The 15,376-nt window shown below is 64.5% G+C and carries 15 protein-coding genes and 1 pseudogene; 8 read left to right on the forward strand and 8 right to left on the reverse strand.

Features of this window, described 5'->3' with window-relative positions; genetic code table 11:
• Positions 1–61: 61 nt before the first annotated feature.
• The 4 genes from grxD to XH89_RS12775 are packed head-to-tail and all read left to right on the forward strand — an operon-like array spanning position 62 to position 3,519.
• Positions 62–388 carry a Grx4 family monothiol glutaredoxin gene (gene grxD, locus XH89_RS12760; protein WP_194467391.1) on the forward strand — a complete coding sequence of 109 codons (327 nt, stop codon included), beginning with the start codon at positions 62–64 and terminating at the stop codon, positions 386–388.
• A gap of 3 nt (positions 389–391) precedes the next feature.
• Positions 392–943 carry an O-acetyl-ADP-ribose deacetylase gene (locus XH89_RS12765; RefSeq protein ID WP_194467392.1) on the forward strand — a complete coding sequence of 184 codons (552 nt, stop codon included), beginning with the start codon at positions 392–394 and terminating at the stop codon, positions 941–943.
• Positions 944–989: 46 nt separating this feature from the next.
• Positions 990–2,276 carry a serine hydrolase gene (locus XH89_RS12770; RefSeq protein ID WP_194467393.1) on the forward strand — a complete coding sequence of 429 codons (1,287 nt, stop codon included), beginning with the start codon at positions 990–992 and terminating at the stop codon, positions 2,274–2,276.
• Positions 2,257–3,519, forward strand: coding sequence for a serine hydrolase (locus tag XH89_RS12775; protein WP_194467394.1), 1,263 nt, complete (start codon positions 2,257–2,259; stop codon positions 3,517–3,519). The genes XH89_RS12770 and XH89_RS12775 overlap by 20 nt, the downstream gene beginning before the upstream one ends.
• 63 nt (positions 3,520–3,582) lie before the next feature.
• Here XH89_RS12775 and XH89_RS12780 read toward each other — a convergent pair whose 3' ends face one another.
• From XH89_RS12780 to murI, 5 genes are all read right to left on the reverse strand, one after another.
• Positions 3,583–4,650, reverse strand: coding sequence for a low specificity L-threonine aldolase (locus XH89_RS12780; protein WP_194467395.1), 1,068 nt, complete (start codon positions 4,648–4,650; stop codon positions 3,583–3,585).
• A gap of 87 nt (positions 4,651–4,737) precedes the next feature.
• Positions 4,738–5,355 (reverse strand): 30S ribosomal protein S4, encoded by a 618-nt coding sequence (gene rpsD, locus XH89_RS12785; RefSeq protein WP_128965520.1) that lies wholly within the window; start codon positions 5,353–5,355, stop codon positions 4,738–4,740.
• 202 nt (positions 5,356–5,557) lie between these two features.
• A complete protein-coding gene (locus tag XH89_RS12790; RefSeq protein ID WP_194467396.1) occupies positions 5,558–6,325 on the reverse strand; it encodes an acyltransferase in 768 nt (255 codons plus the stop codon).
• A 213-nt stretch (positions 6,326–6,538) separates the two neighbouring features.
• A complete protein-coding gene (locus XH89_RS12795) occupies positions 6,539–7,312 on the reverse strand; it encodes an HpcH/HpaI aldolase/citrate lyase family protein (protein ID WP_194467397.1) in 774 nt (257 codons plus the stop codon).
• Between the two features lie 62 nt (positions 7,313–7,374).
• On the reverse strand, positions 7,375–8,172 hold the full coding sequence (gene murI, locus XH89_RS12800; RefSeq protein WP_194468464.1) for a glutamate racemase: 798 nt from the start codon (positions 8,170–8,172) through the stop codon (positions 7,375–7,377).
• A 167-nt stretch (positions 8,173–8,339) separates the two neighbouring features.
• On the opposite strand from murI, the gene XH89_RS12805 reads away from it, so the two are divergent.
• Positions 8,340–8,891 (forward strand): cytochrome b, encoded by a 552-nt coding sequence (locus XH89_RS12805; protein WP_194467398.1) that lies wholly within the window; start codon positions 8,340–8,342, stop codon positions 8,889–8,891.
• 176 nt (positions 8,892–9,067) lie between these two features.
• A pseudogene (locus XH89_RS12810) lies at positions 9,068–9,710 on the forward strand (glutathione S-transferase family protein).
• A gap of 7 nt (positions 9,711–9,717) precedes the next feature.
• Here the strand turns inward: XH89_RS12810 and XH89_RS12815 are convergent.
• Both XH89_RS12815 and XH89_RS12820 read right to left on the reverse strand, forming a co-directional pair.
• Positions 9,718–10,524 (reverse strand): Crp/Fnr family transcriptional regulator, encoded by an 807-nt coding sequence (locus tag XH89_RS12815; RefSeq protein ID WP_194467399.1) that lies wholly within the window; start codon positions 10,522–10,524, stop codon positions 9,718–9,720.
• Positions 10,525–10,783: 259 nt separating this feature from the next.
• Positions 10,784–11,878: a preprotein translocase subunit SecD gene (locus tag XH89_RS12820; RefSeq protein ID WP_194467400.1), complete on the reverse strand. Its 1,095-nt coding sequence runs from the start codon at positions 11,876–11,878 to the stop codon at positions 10,784–10,786.
• Here XH89_RS12820 and XH89_RS12825 point away from each other — a divergent pair.
• Both XH89_RS12825 and XH89_RS12830 read left to right on the forward strand, forming a co-directional pair.
• Positions 11,877–12,110 carry a hypothetical protein gene (locus XH89_RS12825; protein WP_194467401.1) on the forward strand — a complete coding sequence of 78 codons (234 nt, stop codon included), beginning with the start codon at positions 11,877–11,879 and terminating at the stop codon, positions 12,108–12,110. The genes XH89_RS12820 and XH89_RS12825 overlap by 2 nt on opposite strands.
• 16 nt (positions 12,111–12,126) lie before the next feature.
• Positions 12,127–14,034, forward strand: coding sequence for an acyl-CoA synthetase (locus XH89_RS12830; protein WP_194467402.1), 1,908 nt, complete (start codon positions 12,127–12,129; stop codon positions 14,032–14,034).
• A 45-nt stretch (positions 14,035–14,079) separates the two neighbouring features.
• Here XH89_RS12830 and XH89_RS12835 read toward each other — a convergent pair whose 3' ends face one another.
• On the reverse strand, positions 14,080–15,252 hold the full coding sequence (locus XH89_RS12835; protein WP_194467403.1) for a M20 aminoacylase family protein: 1,173 nt from the start codon (positions 15,250–15,252) through the stop codon (positions 14,080–14,082).
• Positions 15,253–15,376 lie beyond the last annotated feature (124 nt).

Genomic DNA, 15,376 nt, shown 5'->3' on the forward strand with positions numbered 1-15,376 from the left:
TTAGATCGGCTGAGCCGGCCCGGATTGATTGGTGAGGGCTCTGCCCCAGAAGGACACGGATATGAGCATCGCGGAATTCATCGACAACGAAGTGAAGTCGAACGACGTGGTTCTGTTCATGAAGGGGACGCCGCAATTTCCGCAGTGCGGTTTCTCGGGCCAGGTCGTCCAGATCCTCGACCACGTCGGCGTCGGCTATAAGGGCCTCAACGTGCTCGAATCCGCCGAACTGCGTAATGGCATCAAGGAATATTCGAACTGGCCGACCATCCCGCAGCTCTACGTGAAGGGCGAGTTCGTCGGCGGCTGCGACATTGTCCGCGAGATGTTCCAGGCCGGCGAATTGCAGCAGCTCTTCGCCGAGAAGGGCGTCGTCGTCGCGGCCTGACGCGTGACCGCGCTGACACGCCGGATCGGCGGCGTCCAGCTCGAGGTCATCGTTGCTGACATCACCACGTTGAGCGTTGACGCCATCGTCAACGCGGCCAACACGTCGCTCCTTGGCGGGGGCGGCGTCGATGGCGCAATCCATGACGCTGCCGGCCCCGAGCTTCTTGCCGAATGTCAGACTCTCGGTGGATGCCCGACCGGGGATGCCAAGATCACGAAGGGCTACCTTCTGCCCGCCCGCCATGTGATCCATGCGGTTGGTCCCGTCTGGTATGGCGGCACTCGCGGCGAGGCGGACGCACTTCGCTCCTGTTACCGCCGCGCGCTGGAGCTTTCCCAGTCCAATGGGCTGACCTCGCTGGCGTTCTCCGCGATCTCGACCGGTGTGTATCGTTTCCCGGCCGACCAGGCCGCGAAGATCGCAGTCCATGCGACGATCGAAGCGCTGCCGGCTGCGCCGCTGGTGGCCCACGTCATATTTTGTTGTTTCTCCGAGACAAGCGCCGCGCTCCATACGGATATTTTGGCGCGCTACGGCAGCCCTTGTGCCTGATGGCGCGGCCAGTACACTCCGCCAGACCATGTTCCGGGGAGGGGATATGATTTTACAGTCTGGACTGCGGGCGCTGGTTTGCGGCGCATTGTTGTCGTTCGGCGCGATCTCGCTGGCGCGCGCGGAAGGCACCTACGAGATTCCGGCCGGCGCCCATTTCAACCAGGACAAGCTCGCCAAGGTCAGTGACTTCTTCAAGAACGAGGTCGCGACCGGCAAGATCGCCGGCGCCACCGTGCTGATCCAGCAGCACGGCAAGCCGGTCTACCACGAGGCCTTCGGCGTGCAGGACGTGGTCAGCAAGGCGCCGATCACCGACAAGACGATCTTCCGCCTGTTCTCGATGAGCAAGGCGATCACGTCCGTCGTCGCCGTGAAGATGATCGAGGACGGCCAGATCAAGCTCGACGATCCACTCTCGAAATACATCCCGTCCTTCGCCAATGTGAAGGTCGGCGTCGAGAAGAAAGCCGAGGACGGCACCAAGTCGCTCGAGCTCGTGCCGCCTAACCGGCCGATCACGATCCACGATTTGATGACGCAGACCTCCGGCATCACCTATGGCTTCTACGGCGACAGCCTGGTGCGCCAGGCCTATCGCGCCGCCAATATCTATGCCGGCGATTTCGACCTGGCCGAGTTCGCCGAGCGCATCGCCAAGCTGCCGCTGCACAACCAGCCCGGCGCGCTGTGGCAATATGGCCATTCCACCGATGTCCTGGCGCGTGTGATGGAGATCGCGGCCGGCAAGCCGCTGATCGACATCATGCGGGAGAAGCTGCTCGACCCGCTCGGCATGGTCGATACCGGCTTCTTCGTCACCGACCCCGAGAAGCAGAAGCTGCTGGCGCAGCCGGTGCCGAACGATGCCGACTTCCGCGTCGGCCGGATCAACGATCCGACGGTGGTCAAGAAGATCCAGTTCGCCAGCGGCGGCATGGTCACCACCATGACCGATTATGAGCGCTTCGCGCAGATGCTGCTCAACGGCGGCAGCCTCGACGGCAAGACGATTCTCAAGCCCGAGTCGTTCAAGCTGATGACGACCGACCAGATCGGACCGAATTCGGGCGTCGACCGCGATTATTTCTATTTCCCCGGCGACGGTTTCGGCTTTGGTCTCGGGCTCGCGGTCCGCACCGATCCCGGCAATGCCAAGCCGCCGCCGCCCGGTGATCTCGGCGAGCTGAAATGGGACGGCGCCTCCGGCTGCTATTTCGTGATCGATCCCAAGCAGGACATGTTCTTCGTCCTGCTGGAGCAGACGCCGAGCGAGCGCCAGCGCGTGCAGCGGACGCTGAAGCAGTTGATCTATGAGGCCATGGAGAACTGAGGCTCTCGCCAGGGTCGTCTTCGTTGCCGCGCTTGTCCTGCTGATGGGTGCGGCGCGGCCGGTCCGCGCCGAAATGCCGATCGGCCGCAGCTTCACGGCTGCGGGACTTGCGCGCGTCAGCGCGTTTTTCCGCGGCGAGGTCGCCGCCGGCAGGATTCCGGGAGCCGTCCTGCTGGTCCAGCAGCACGGCAAGCCCGTGCTCTCCGAGAGCTTCGGTCTGCGTAACGTGAAGGCGGGGCAGGCGATGACGGAAGACAGCATCTTTCGTCTCTATTCGATGTCGAAGCCGATCACCTCGGTGGCGGCGATGATGCTGGTGGACGACGGCAAGCTCGCGCTCGACGATGCCGTCGCGAAATACATTCCAGCCTTTGCCGACGTGCAGGTCGGCATCCCCCAGGCCGACGGCAAGCTGGCGCTGCAGCCGCTCGCCCGGCCGATCACGGTGCGCGACCTGCTTCGCCATACCGCCGGCATCACCTATGGCTTCTACGGCGACAGTCCCGTGCGGAAGCTCTATGCGCAGGCCGGCCTGTTCGACGGCGACCCCGATAACGCTCAATTCGTCGAGCGGCTCGCGCGGCTGCCGCTGGCCGAGCAGCCCGAGACAGTTTGGGACTACGGCCATTCCACCGACGTGCTCGGTCGGGTGATCGAGGTCGTATCCGGCCTGTCGCTCTATCAATTCGAGAAACAGCGGCTGCTTGATCCGCTGGGGATGCGGGATACGGCATTCTTCGTCGCTGAGGAGGCCAAGCGGCCGCTGATCGCCGAGCCCTTGCCCGGCGATTGGTTCGACCGGCCCGTCGCCGGCATCACGGAAGCGACCGCGCCGCGTCGCTGGGAATCCGGCGGCGCCGGCATGGTCGGCACGATTCGAGACTATGCGCATTTCGCGCAGATGCTGCTCAGCGGCGGCGAGCTCGCGGGCCACCGCTATCTCAGGCGCGAGACGCTTGCGCTGATGACCTCGGACCAGCTCGAAGGGACTGGGGTCGGGAAGAATCCCGAGTTCTACTTTCCGGGGCGCGACAGCAGCTTTGGTCTCGGCTTTGCCGTGCGCACGATCGCAAGCGGCCCGCTGCCGGCAGGCGAATATCGCTGGGACGGTGTCGGGGGCACCTTCTTCTTCATCGATCCCGCCGACGACATGTTCGTGATCTGCATGATGCAATCGCCATCGCAGCGCGGTCCGATCCAAGACGAGCTGAAGCGGCTGGTCTACGCGGCGCTGGCGCGGTAGTTTCTTAGCTTGACGCGTTTTCTTGACGCGAACCGGTATCCACTTCGCTTGAAAACGCTTTGGCTACGCCCCGCGCACGATCTCGCGCACGTATCCGATCGTCTCCTCGATCTGGCTCGCATTGACGTCGAGATGGGTGCAGGCACGGATGCGGCCATCCATCATCGCGAGCGTCACGCCGCGTCGGCGCAGCGCCGCGACCATCTTGTCGCCGGGCACGCCGGCGCCGTCCGGCTTGAAAAACACGAGATTGGTCTCGGGCTCCTGCACCTCGATGCCTGCGATCTGCGATAGCCCGCGGGCGAGCGCGCGCGCATTGGCGTGGTCATCGGCAAGGCGATCGACATGATGGTCGAGCGCGTAGATGCAGGCGGCCGCGCAGATGCCGGCCTGCCGCATCGAGCCGCCGAGGCGCTGCTTCCACTGCCAGACCGCGTCGATGAATTCGCGGGTACCAGCAAGCACGCCGCCGATCGGCGCACCGAGACCCTTGGAGAAGTCGATCCAGGCCGAGTCCCAGCCTGCCGTCATGTCGCGCGGGGAGATGCCGCTCGCGACCGTGGCGTTGAGCAGCCGCGCGCCGTCCATGTGGGTGACGAGGCCATGTTGTTTTGCGATCGCGACAATCTCGTCGAGCGCGGCCTTTTTCCAGATCGTGCCGCCGCCGATATTGGCGGTCTGCTCGACGCTGACGACCGTCTGCGGCGGCTGGTAGCGCGTGCGCGGATGCAGTGCCTTGCGAAGCGTCTCCGGCGTGAACTGGCCATCGGCGCCCTTCAGTTGCGTGACCTGGAAGCCGCCGATCGCAGCATGCGCGCCGCCTTCGCGGGCGATAATATGCGCGGTCTCATGCGCCAGGATCTCGTCGCCGGGCCGGCAATGCACCAGCGTCGCGGTGACGTTGCACATCGTGCCCGAGGGCATGTAGACCGCCGCCTCCTTGCCGAGCAGCGCGGCGACGCGTTCGCACAGCGCATTCACGGTCGGATCATCGCCAACCTGCTCGTCGCCGACCTCGGCCCGCGCCATCGCTTCGCGCATCGCAGCCGTCGGCTTGGTCTGCGTATCCGAGAGCAGATTGATGCGTACCGGCGGCGCCTTGGGATCGATGGGGGGAGGGGTATAGAGCATGCGACGGCTCCTCAGAAATGCGGCCACTGAAATGTGGCTCTTAAGCAAAAAGGCCCCGGCGAACCGGGGCCTTTCGATATTCAGATCTTAGCGCGAATAGAATTCGACGACCAGATGGGGCTCCATCTGCACCGGGAACGGCACATCGGAGAGGCCGGGGACGCGCACATACTTCGCGGTCATCTTGCCATGGTCGACTTCGAGATAGTCGGGGGTGTCGCGCTCGGGGAGCTGGCTCGCTTCGAGAACGTGGGCGAGCTGCTTGGAGGCTTCCTTGACCTCGATCACGTCGCCGATCTTGACCTGGTAGCTCGAGATGTTGACCTTGCGGCCGTTCACCTTGATGTGGCCGTGGTTGATGAACTGGCGGGCGGCGAAAATCGTCGAGACGAACTTGGCGCGGTACACGACCGCGTCGAGACGCCGCTCCAGCAGGCCGATCAGGTTCTCGCCGGTGTCACCCTTGAGGCGGCTCGCCTCGACATAGATGCCGTGGAACTGGCGCTCGCTGATATTGGCGTAGTAGCCCTTCAGCTTCTGCTTGGCGCGGAGCTGCACGCCGAAGTCCGAGAGCTTGCCCTTGCGGCGCTGGCCGTGCTGGCCGGGGCCGTATTCGCGGCGGTTGACGGGGCTCTTCGGGCGGCCCCAGATGTTCTGGCCCATACGGCGATCGATCTTGTACTTCGCCTCACTGCGCTTAGTCATCGCGTCCTCTTCGGTTGCATGGTTATGAGGAAACGCGCCCTCCTGTGTGACAGGCCTTAATCCTGGCACCGACAGGTCCAATCCCCAAAGCTTAAGGGACTAGACCACGGGTCGCGAAACGCTTCGCGGGCCGAAATCGGCCCGCGAGCAGGCGGCTTTTAGGGGAGTTTGGGGTTCGCTGTCAATGCGAACGGCCCCGGAATCAGGTCGCAACGGCCCGGATCGGCTTCGGGCCAGCGGCGCGCAATTCGGCAGCGATTTCAGTGTTCAGAACCTGTTCCAGCCGGGTCAGGACCCGGGCGATGGGGGCCGCATCGGTGACCCGATGGTCCCAGCGGATCACGACGTGGATGGTCTGATCGGGCTCGACCACCCCATAGCTGACGATGAAGGGGCCGGGCGTGACCGGATGGAGCTCGCCGCCGCCATAGGCAGCCACCGAGCTCACCGCGAAGCTGCCGAACCAGTTACCCCTCTGCCGGCCGAAATTGAGCCCCACGGCCCAGGAGAGGCGCCGCAGCGGCAGCGGCAGCCGGGTCGCCCGCATGATCTTGCGGAACATCGGGACGTCGTCGACCGGGGCGGTCTTGGCGCGCCGGATCTCGGCATCGACCGCGGACAGCGCCATGGTCTCCGGGGCTGCGATCCGCTGCGGCATCACGCATTCCTCGCCGTCCTCGACCCGGGCAATGGCAATCAGCGCCACGCTCTTCGGCAGCTCATAGAGTGAGGGCCAGGGCCATTTGGCATAGACGGTCCGCAGGACCGGCTCGTCCCTGGCGACCAGCGCGAAAGCCTTGACGAACATGGCCGCCCAGCCGGCCGGCGCCATCGCCCCCGCGCGGGCCTCCAGCAGCGGGCGGATATTGAGGGAACGCGACAGGGACACGAACGGCACGTCCATCGAGGCGCGCATCAGGTCGCAAATCAGGCGGCGCGGCAGCGAAATGGTCTTGGGCGTCCCGCGCATCGCTCTTTCGGTTCCCGGAGATGAAAATATGGGCAGCGAGCGGGTCGCCCGCACGTTCGCTTTAGCACAACCAACCCGCTTTGGGGCGGCTGGTTCGCCTTACGTCGACACCGGCGGGCCGTTCTTTTCAATGCGTAAATATATAGTAATTTCAATGCTTTAAGTCGAAATCCGACTATAGCGCACGACGGCCGCTGCGATGGCAGGTATCAATCAGCGCCTGATCCCGTCGAAGGCCGCCATGATGCCGCGCTGGAACAGCGACCAGTCGAAGCCGAGCGCGATGGCGCGGTAGCCGCGGTCGATCAGGGCATTGGCCTGGTCGGCGGTGCGCGCGACGCCGCCGATCGGCACGCCGCTTTTGAGAATGCCGGCCTCGGCGCGCCCGATCAGCTCCCGCAATTCCGGATCGTCCATCTGACCGCGCTTGTTGATGGAGGTCGCGAGATCGCCGGGGCCGATGACGGCGACGTCGATGCCCGGTGTCGCCATGATCTCGTCGATGCGGTTGACGGCATCGACATGCTCGATGGTGACCATGCAGATCATCTCGTCGTCCGCCGATGCCATGTAGTCAGGCATCGACTGGCCCCAGCGGAACGGCGCGTGAAACGGACCCCACAGCCGGTCGCCGCGTGGCGGATAGCGCACGCTGCGCACCGCTTTCTCGGCCTCGTCGCGATTGGTGATCATCGGAAAGTTGATGCCGAAGGCCCCGATGTCCATCGGCGCTTTCGCAAGCCACGGCTCGTTCGCCGCGATCCGCACCAGCGGGGTGCAGGGCGTGCCCGTCGTCGCGGCGATCATCGCATGCGCCTCGGTCAATCCAATCGGGCCATGCTCGAGGTCGACGATGATCCAGTCGAGCGAGCGCGCCATGATCTGCACCATCTGCACGCTCGGGATCGTCGCGATCGCGCCGAAGGCAGGGCGCCCCTCGCTCCACATCTGGCGGAGGCGATTGAGCGGCTTGGCGGGGACCGACATGGAATGACCTTGCGCAGGATGACGACGGTGCGAACCTAGCAGCGCGCCGCCGGGGCGCAAGGTCAGGCGACGGCGCGGCCGCCGAAGAACGGCGTCAAAGCCGGGCCAAGCCCATGCACGCGGTTCGACGTGAAGATCATCTCGGCACCCGACTGCACGGTGGTGCCACTGCTCGGACCGAGCAGATCGGAGACGCGGCGAGCGATAGCCGGTGCCGGGTCGATCCAGTCGACCGGCCATGGCGCCAGCTTCTTCATCCGCTCGAGCAGCAGCGGGTAATGCGTGCAGGCGAGCACGATGGTGTCGGTGCGCGTGCCAGCGTCCGCGGCATCGCCAACGAAGCAGGGGGCAAGCTCGGCGAGGATGTCGCCATCGCTGATCTCGTGGCCGCCGAGCTCCCGTTCTGCGAGCGAGGCCAGCTCGGGCGAGCCGACCAGCGTGACCTCGCAGCCTTGCGCGAAATCGCGGATCAGCGCCTTGGTGTATTCGCGCTTCACGGTGCCCTTGGTGCCGAGCACCGAGACACGGCGGCTCTTCGATTGAGCGCAGGCCGGCTTGATCGCCGGCACCGTGCCGACGAAGGGCACGGAATAAGCGCCACGCAAGTGCGATAGGACCAGGGTAGAAGCCGTATTGCAGGCGATGACGACGAGGTCAGGATCATGGGCGCCGATCAGCTCCCCCATCAGCGGCACCACGCGGGCGATGATCTCGTCCTCGCTGTGATGGCCGTAGGGGAAGAAGGCGTCGTCGGCGACGTAGGTAAAATGCGCGTCCGGACGTGCGGCCACGACCTCACGCAGCACGGTGAGGCCGCCAAGACCGGAATCGAATACCAGGATCGTCGGAGAATTGGTCACGTGGCTACCATAGGGCGTCATGGTTACCATTCGGTTTTTGGGGCGGTTTTGCGGCGGGGGCGGCCGGCACCACGTTTGGAGCGATTCAATTTCGCCTTTGCGGCCTGTTTCCGCTATCAGCCGTGCTGCGCTGCGGTTGGGATACCCGCAAATTCTCGGGAGCCCACATGATCAGAAACACGAGGACCGGCTGGGGCAGCGTCGCTCGGTGGTTTCACTGGGGCCTGGCGATCGCGATCATCGGCATGCTCGGCTTCGGCTGGTGGATGAATCATATCCCGGCGCGCGCCGACAAATTCTTCTACCGCTCGATCCACGCCGATATCGGCTACGTGATCCTGCTGCTGACGGTGCTGCGGATCGTCTGGCGCGCGGTCAACCCGACCCCGGCGCTGCCGATCGAGACCTCGCGCTGGCAGAGGGTCGCAGCCCATGTCAGCCATGGCGCGCTCTATCTCACGGTGATCCTGGTCGCCATGATGGGCTGCGCGCATTCGGGCGCGCGCGCGACCAACTACTCGGACTTCTTCGGCCTGTTTCACGTGCCGCAATTCACCTCTCCGGACAAGGCGGCGGCGGATGCCTTCGAGGACCGCCACATCTTGCTCGCCTATGTGCTGCTGGCCTTGATCGCGGTCCACGTGGTTGCGGCCCTCTGGCATCACTTCGTCCGCCGCGACCGTGTCGTGGCGCGCATGGTGATGGATGAAGCGGGGTAGGGGACGGCACGAGGGCGGAGCTTTGCGCGCGCTCTCTCCACGTCGTCATTGCGAGCGCAGCGAAGCAATCCAGAATCTTTTTGTCGGAGGCTGTCTGGATTGCTTCGCTGCGCTCGCAATGACATCGTATGGTGCGACATCGCGGCTCATCCCATTTACAGCCGCAAGGAGGCGCCATGCTCACCGTCCATCATCTCGGCAAATCGCAATCCGAACGCATCGTCTGGCTCCTGCGAGGAGCTCGGGATTCCCTACGAGTTGAAGTGCTACGCGCGGGATTCCGTCACCATGCTGGCGCCCCCCGACTACAAGGCGCTGCATCCGATCGGGGCGGCTCCCGTCATCGTCGACGGCGATCTCGTGCTCGCCGAATCCGGCGCCATTGTCGACTATATCATCGCCAAATATGGCAACGGTCGCCTCGTGCTCCGCGCCGATGATCCCGACTTTGCGCAGTTCCTGTACTGGTTTCACTTCGCTAACGGCACGCTGCAAGCCGGCATGGGGCGGCTGATGCTGCTGAACCGGCTCAAGCTCACTGATGACAATCCGATGCTGGTTGCGACCAAAGCGCGCGTCGATCGTGCTTTCGACCTCGTCGATGCGCGGCTGCGCGACGCCGAATATCTGGCAGGCAGCACCTTCACCACGGCCGACATCATGATCGGCTTCTCGCTCACCACGATGCGGTATTTCCAGCCCTATGATCTCCAGCGCTGCCCGAATGTGGTCAAGTATCTCGGCCGTATCGGTGCGCGACCGGCCTACCGGCGCGCGATGGAGAAGGGTGATCCTGGCATGGCGCTGCTGCTGGGTTGAATCGTGGTCAGGCGATCTTGTTCGTGGTCGCCGCCCGTGCTGCGGCCAGCTGCTTCTGCAAGCGATCGATGTTTTGCAAGAGGCGCTGGCTTGTCAGCACCAGGAAGTAATAGCCGAACTGTGGATCCTGGAAGTAGATCTCGAGCAGCCGGTCATAGGTGATCGTCAGCACCTGGCCGTCCTCGATGCATTCGATCGTTCCGGTGCGCCGGTTGTCGGGCGTGAGGAAGCCGAACTCTCCCATGAGAGAGCCAGGTCCGATTTCGACGCCGATCTCCTTCACCAGGAATCTGCCGGTGACCGTGAGGAGCATCTCCTTGGCCGGGTCGCCCAATTTGAACAGCGTGTCGCCGCGGCGATATTTGCGCTCGGCCATGAACGGCTTGAGCCATTCGATCGACATGTCGCCTTCGGCGGCATGGCGCGCCTTCTTGACCAGCTTGAGCATCTGCCGCAACCGAAGCGCGTTGATCGGAAGCAACAGCAGATAGAGCAGGAACGTCGAGACGTTGGCGGAGAGCGCGCCGAAGAGGGCAAAGAAAGCGCAACCGATCATGTTGGCGACGCGCAGCGGCACCATCGTCCGCATCAGCAGCGTGGCAACGAAGAAGACGGCGCCAACCGCGGCGAACATGTTGGCCAGCGTGATATTGTGGACGAAGATCTCGAGCAGCCGGTTGAAGATCGCGTCCCAGGTGACGTTGTTGGGGTCGAGGCCCATCTGGACCAGGATCTTCGCAATCCTGAGATTGTCCGTCGCCGCATCGAGAATGCGGTCGAGGATGGACGAAATGTCTGCGCTGCCGGACGGCATGGTACTAACCCCGCGTAAGGCCTTCAGTCCTGGTCGGTATCCGCGGCACGTATAGCCGACATCGAATGACGACCGCTTGAAATGAAGCCTTCGGTCGCCCCGCCGCAAGGGGCAAATTTTAGCCTGATCGGCGGTTTCGGCAATTGCCCGTTGGTCGCGCGCATGATTCCCGCGCATCCCGTGATTCGGGCCGGCGCGGCGGGCAGAGCCTGGCATCCGGAGCAGGCGGTCGGCGCCAAAAAAGGCCGCCCAGCAAATCCTAGGGCTTGGCGCCGGGCTGGATGACCTGCTGCTCGACGAGGGTCAGGTGCCCGGGCAGGGAGCCGGCGCGCAGCAGCATGGCGACGCTGTTGGCCTCCTCGAGAGTGAAATTGCCGGAGATCTGGACCGAGCCGCTGGTGATGGGCTCGCGGATCACGGGGGCCGAGATCACTCTGTCGTCGAGCACGATGGCGAAGGGCTTGCCGACGTTCTCTTCGGTGACGTGGGCGAAACGTCGTGCGCCGCGTCCGTTGAAGCGGAACTGGGCGATCGGATCCTTCGTGCCGGTCGCGAAGCCGGGCGCGGCATAGTTGATGTCTTCGCCGTCGAGCAGGCTGGTCTTGGCGACCAGATAGGGCCGCTTGTCCTTGAAGCCGAGCAGAACTTCGGAGCCTTCGGGCGGCGTGCGGGATTGGGCCAGCTCCGGCAACATCGAAACATCGATCGGGCGGAAGCCGACCTTGACCTTCCGCGCAAAGATCCCGGTGATCCGTTCGGGGTCCGTCACCCCGGGCAGGAAGATGCGGATGCGGTCGGTCCCGTCAGGGACAACACTGGCAGGCTTGACATCGGCGTCCTTGAGACGCTGCTCGACCATGGCGATGGAGTCTTCGACCAGTTCGTTTAGTCGCGCCCTGGATGCGGCATCGGTCGGCGCGAGCCGGACCGCTCCGTCGCCGCCGTCGGTCACGGAAACTGCATGCGACGGCAATCCCTCGGCGGCCGAGGCGAGCTTGCGTGCGAGTTCGTCGCGGCCTTTGGCGTCCGTGATCTTCACATCGACGCCGCCGTTGCGGATCGCAAGATCTGAGAAAGCGATATGGCCGTCGTGCAAGATCTTGTAGACGTCGTCGCGCAGATCCGTGACGACGCTCTCGCGCAAGGTGTCGCCGTCCACCTTGTAGATGATGCGCGATCCGCCCAGCTTCTCCATCTTGTCGCCGACGAAGGCCGCGATCTTGGCGCGCATCTTGTCGAGCTGGCTCTCCGCGAGCGCCGCGCGCGGCAGGGCGATCATCAAGGCCGAGATCATCGATGTCATGGCGAGCGCAAGGATGCGCCGTGTGGCACGGCTGCGCAGGGACATAGTCATGATCACCTCACGTCTTGCGGCAGGACGCTGGCAGATGAGTCCGGTGCCAGTACTTGGTAACCGGATCGAGCAGGCAGGTTCAAAAGTCGCCCAAGCGAGGTTGATCGTCACTGCCTCCAGGCAATGGACGAACGCCAAATCATCCATCATTGTGGTCCGGCTCGACCGGCCATCGGTCGAGGCCCCGCCGAACCAAATGTCAAAAAGACGGACGGCGAGGGACGACATCTGAGGGAGGACGGTATTCCATGGCGGGCATCCACGCACTCGATCGATTTATCGGCAATGACTATCCGGACCTGGCGACGGACGCGGAAGTCCGGGCCTTCGAGCAGGTCCCTTATGCCGATCGGGTCGCGGCCGAGAGCACCTACGACGCCATCAAGCTCGGTGCCGCGCGCAATCCCGACGGGGCGGCGATCCAGTTTCTGCAAAACGCCGATCCGGCCGACACGCCACTCGTGGTCACCTACCGCGACCTCATCGCGCGCGTCACGCAGGCCGCCAACATGTTTCACGTACTCGGCGCGGAGAAGGGCGACGTCATCTCCTTCATGCTGCCGCTGCTGCCTGATGCCTTCGTGACGCTGCTTGGTGCGGAGGCCGCCGGCATCGCCAATCCGGTCAACCCGCTGCTCGAGCCGCACCAGATCGCGGAAATTCTGGAAGCGGCGAACACGAAAATCCTGGTGGCGCTTGGACCGATGCCGGGCACCGACATTTGGCAGAAGGTCGAGCAGATCCGCCCCTCGCTCAAGCAGCTCAAGGCGATCGTGCAGGTGGGGGGCGGCGGCGATCCCGCCAACGGCATTTTCGCGTTCAGCGACCTGATCAAGCAGCAGCCGGCTGACCGGCTTGTCAGCGGGCGCAAGATCGCGGGCCACGACATCGCGGCCTATTTCCACACCGGCGGCACCACCGGCACGCCGAAGCTGGTGCGGCACACCCACGCCAATCAAGTCTATCAGGCCTGGGCGCTCAATCTGCTTCTGAAGTCGAGGCCCGGTGCCAACCTGCTGTTCGGCATGCCGCTGTTTCACGTCGGCGGATCGCTGACGCAGGTGCTGCTGACGCTGTCCAGCGGCGGCTCGCTGGTCGTGCTGTCGCCGAGCGGCTGGCGCAATCCGAACTCGGTGAAGAACATCTGGGGGCTGGTGGAGCGCTTCAGGCCGGAAGCGCTGTCGAGCGTGCCGACGGTACTGGCCGCGGCGCTCGCGGTGCCGCCGGGCAATGCCGACATCTCCAGTTTGAAATATGCCGCCGGCGGCGGTTCGGCGATCCCTGTTGCCGTAGGCTCGGCGATCCAGGACAAACTCAATCTGCCGGTGGTCGAGGTCTACGGCATGACCGAGACCTCGAGCGTGCACACGCTGGCTTATCCGTCACGGCCGATCCGGCTTGGTTCGGTCGGTCTTCCCATGCCTTATTCCCGCGTGCGCATCGTGCAGCTCGATGCCGACGGCAAATTGATCCGCGACTGCAAGCCGGACGAGATCGGCGTCGTCATCATGGCCGGGCCCGGCGTGTTCGGCGGCTATCTCAACGACGCCCACAACAGGGGCGCCTTCGTCGACGAGGTCTGGGTCAATTCCGGTGACCTCGGCCGGCTGGATGCGGACGGCTATCTCTGGATCACCGGCCGCGCCAAGGACCTCGTCATTCGCGGCGGCCACAACATCGATCCGGCCCCGATCGAGGAAATCATGTTCCGCCATCCTGCCGTCGGCTTCGCCGCCGTGGTCGGACAGCCCGATGCCTATGCTGGTGAGCTGCCGGTGGGCTACGTACAGTTGAAGCCGGGTGCATCCGTCGAGCCGGGCGAACTGGAAGCCTGGGTACGCGAGCGCACGCCGGAGCGCGCGGCTGTTCCGGTGCAGGTCATTCCGATCGATCCGATGCCGGTGACCGGGGTTGGCAAGGTGTTCAAGCCGCAGCTCCGCTGGGATGCGGCGCAACGCGTGTTCACCAAGGTGCTGTCGCCGCTCGTCGCGCGCGGCATCGAGTGCAAGGTGAAGGTCGGCGCCCATGGCAGCCACGGCTCGATTGCCACCGTCACGCTTGCAGGTCTGCCGCCGGACCAGCGCGAGGCCGTCGCCGGCGAGGTGCACACGCTGCTCGCGCCGTTCGTGATGCGGCACGAGGTGGTGCAGGCGTAGCTGAGCGCAGACAAGGCTTGCGCCTTGTCGCACGCGCGTTGCGGACTAACTCGCCGGCATCCGCGTCTCGATCAGGCGTACCCAGAATGATGCGCCGTGGCCGAGGATGTTGTCGTTGAAGACGTAGGCCGGGTGGTGGCACTCGTTGCCGTCGCCCATGCCGACCAGCACCATGGCGCCGGGACGCGCTTCCAGCATGAACGAAAAATCTTCGGCGCCCATCATCGGGATGAACTTGTCGTTGACGCGATCGGCGCCGACAATGTCGCGGGCGACGTCGGCCGCAAGCCCGGCCTCGCGCGCATGGTTCATCGTCACCGGATACATCCGCGTATATTTCGTCTCGGCCGAGCCGCCATAGGCGCGGGCGATGCTGTCGGCGACTTCGCCAATGCGGCGCTCGACGAGGTCGCGCACGTCAGGGTCGAGCGTGCGCACGGTGCCGCCGAGCTCGGCGACCTCCGGGATGATGTTGAAGGCGGTGCCGGAGTGGAACTGCGTAACCGAGATCACCGCCGACTTCAGCGGATCGACGTTGCGCGCGACGATCGACTGCAAAGCATTGACGATTTGCGAGCCGATCAAGACGCTGTCGACGGATTTGTGCGGCCCAGCGCCGGCGTGGCCGCCCTTGCCGTAGACGGTGATCTGGATGTTGTCGGAGGAGGCGAGCATCGGCCCGGGCGTGGTTGCGAAATGGCCTTCGGGCAGGCCGGGCATGTTGTGCATGCCGTAGACCTCCTGGACATTCCAGCGCGTCATTAATCCGTCCTCGACCATGGCCTTGCCGCCGCCGCCACCTTCCTCGGCGGGCTGGAAGATCATGACCGCTGAGCCGTCGAAATTGCGCGTCTCGGCGAGGTACTTCGCGGCGCCCAGCAGCATCGCGGTGTGGCCGTCATGGCCGCAGGCGTGCATCTTGCCGGGCACCTTCGAGGCGTACGGCACGCCCGAGGTTTCCATGATAGGCAGGGCGTCCATGTCGGCGCGCAGGCCGATCGCCTTGCCGGAGCCGGACTTACGGCCGTGGATCACGCCGACGACCCCGGTGCGCCCGATGCCCGTCACCACCTCGTCGCAGCCGAACTGGCGCAATTTGTCGGCGACGATGCCGGCCGTGCGATGGACTTCGTAGAGCAATTCGGGGTTCTCGTGGAAGTCATGGCGCCAGGCGGCCATTTCGTCGGAGAGGGCGGCGATGCGATTGACGATCGGCATGAGGGGATCCGTTTCTTGTGGGCTTTGTCGTCATTCCGGGGCGATGCAAAGCATCGGACCCGAATCTCGAGATTCTCTGGGTGCGCAGCGGCGCACCATAGTTCACGCTTCGCATGCCCCGGAG

It is taken from the genome of Bradyrhizobium sp. CCBAU 53340, assembly GCF_015291645.1.
Classification (GTDB): Bacteria; Pseudomonadota; Alphaproteobacteria; order Rhizobiales; family Xanthobacteraceae; genus Bradyrhizobium.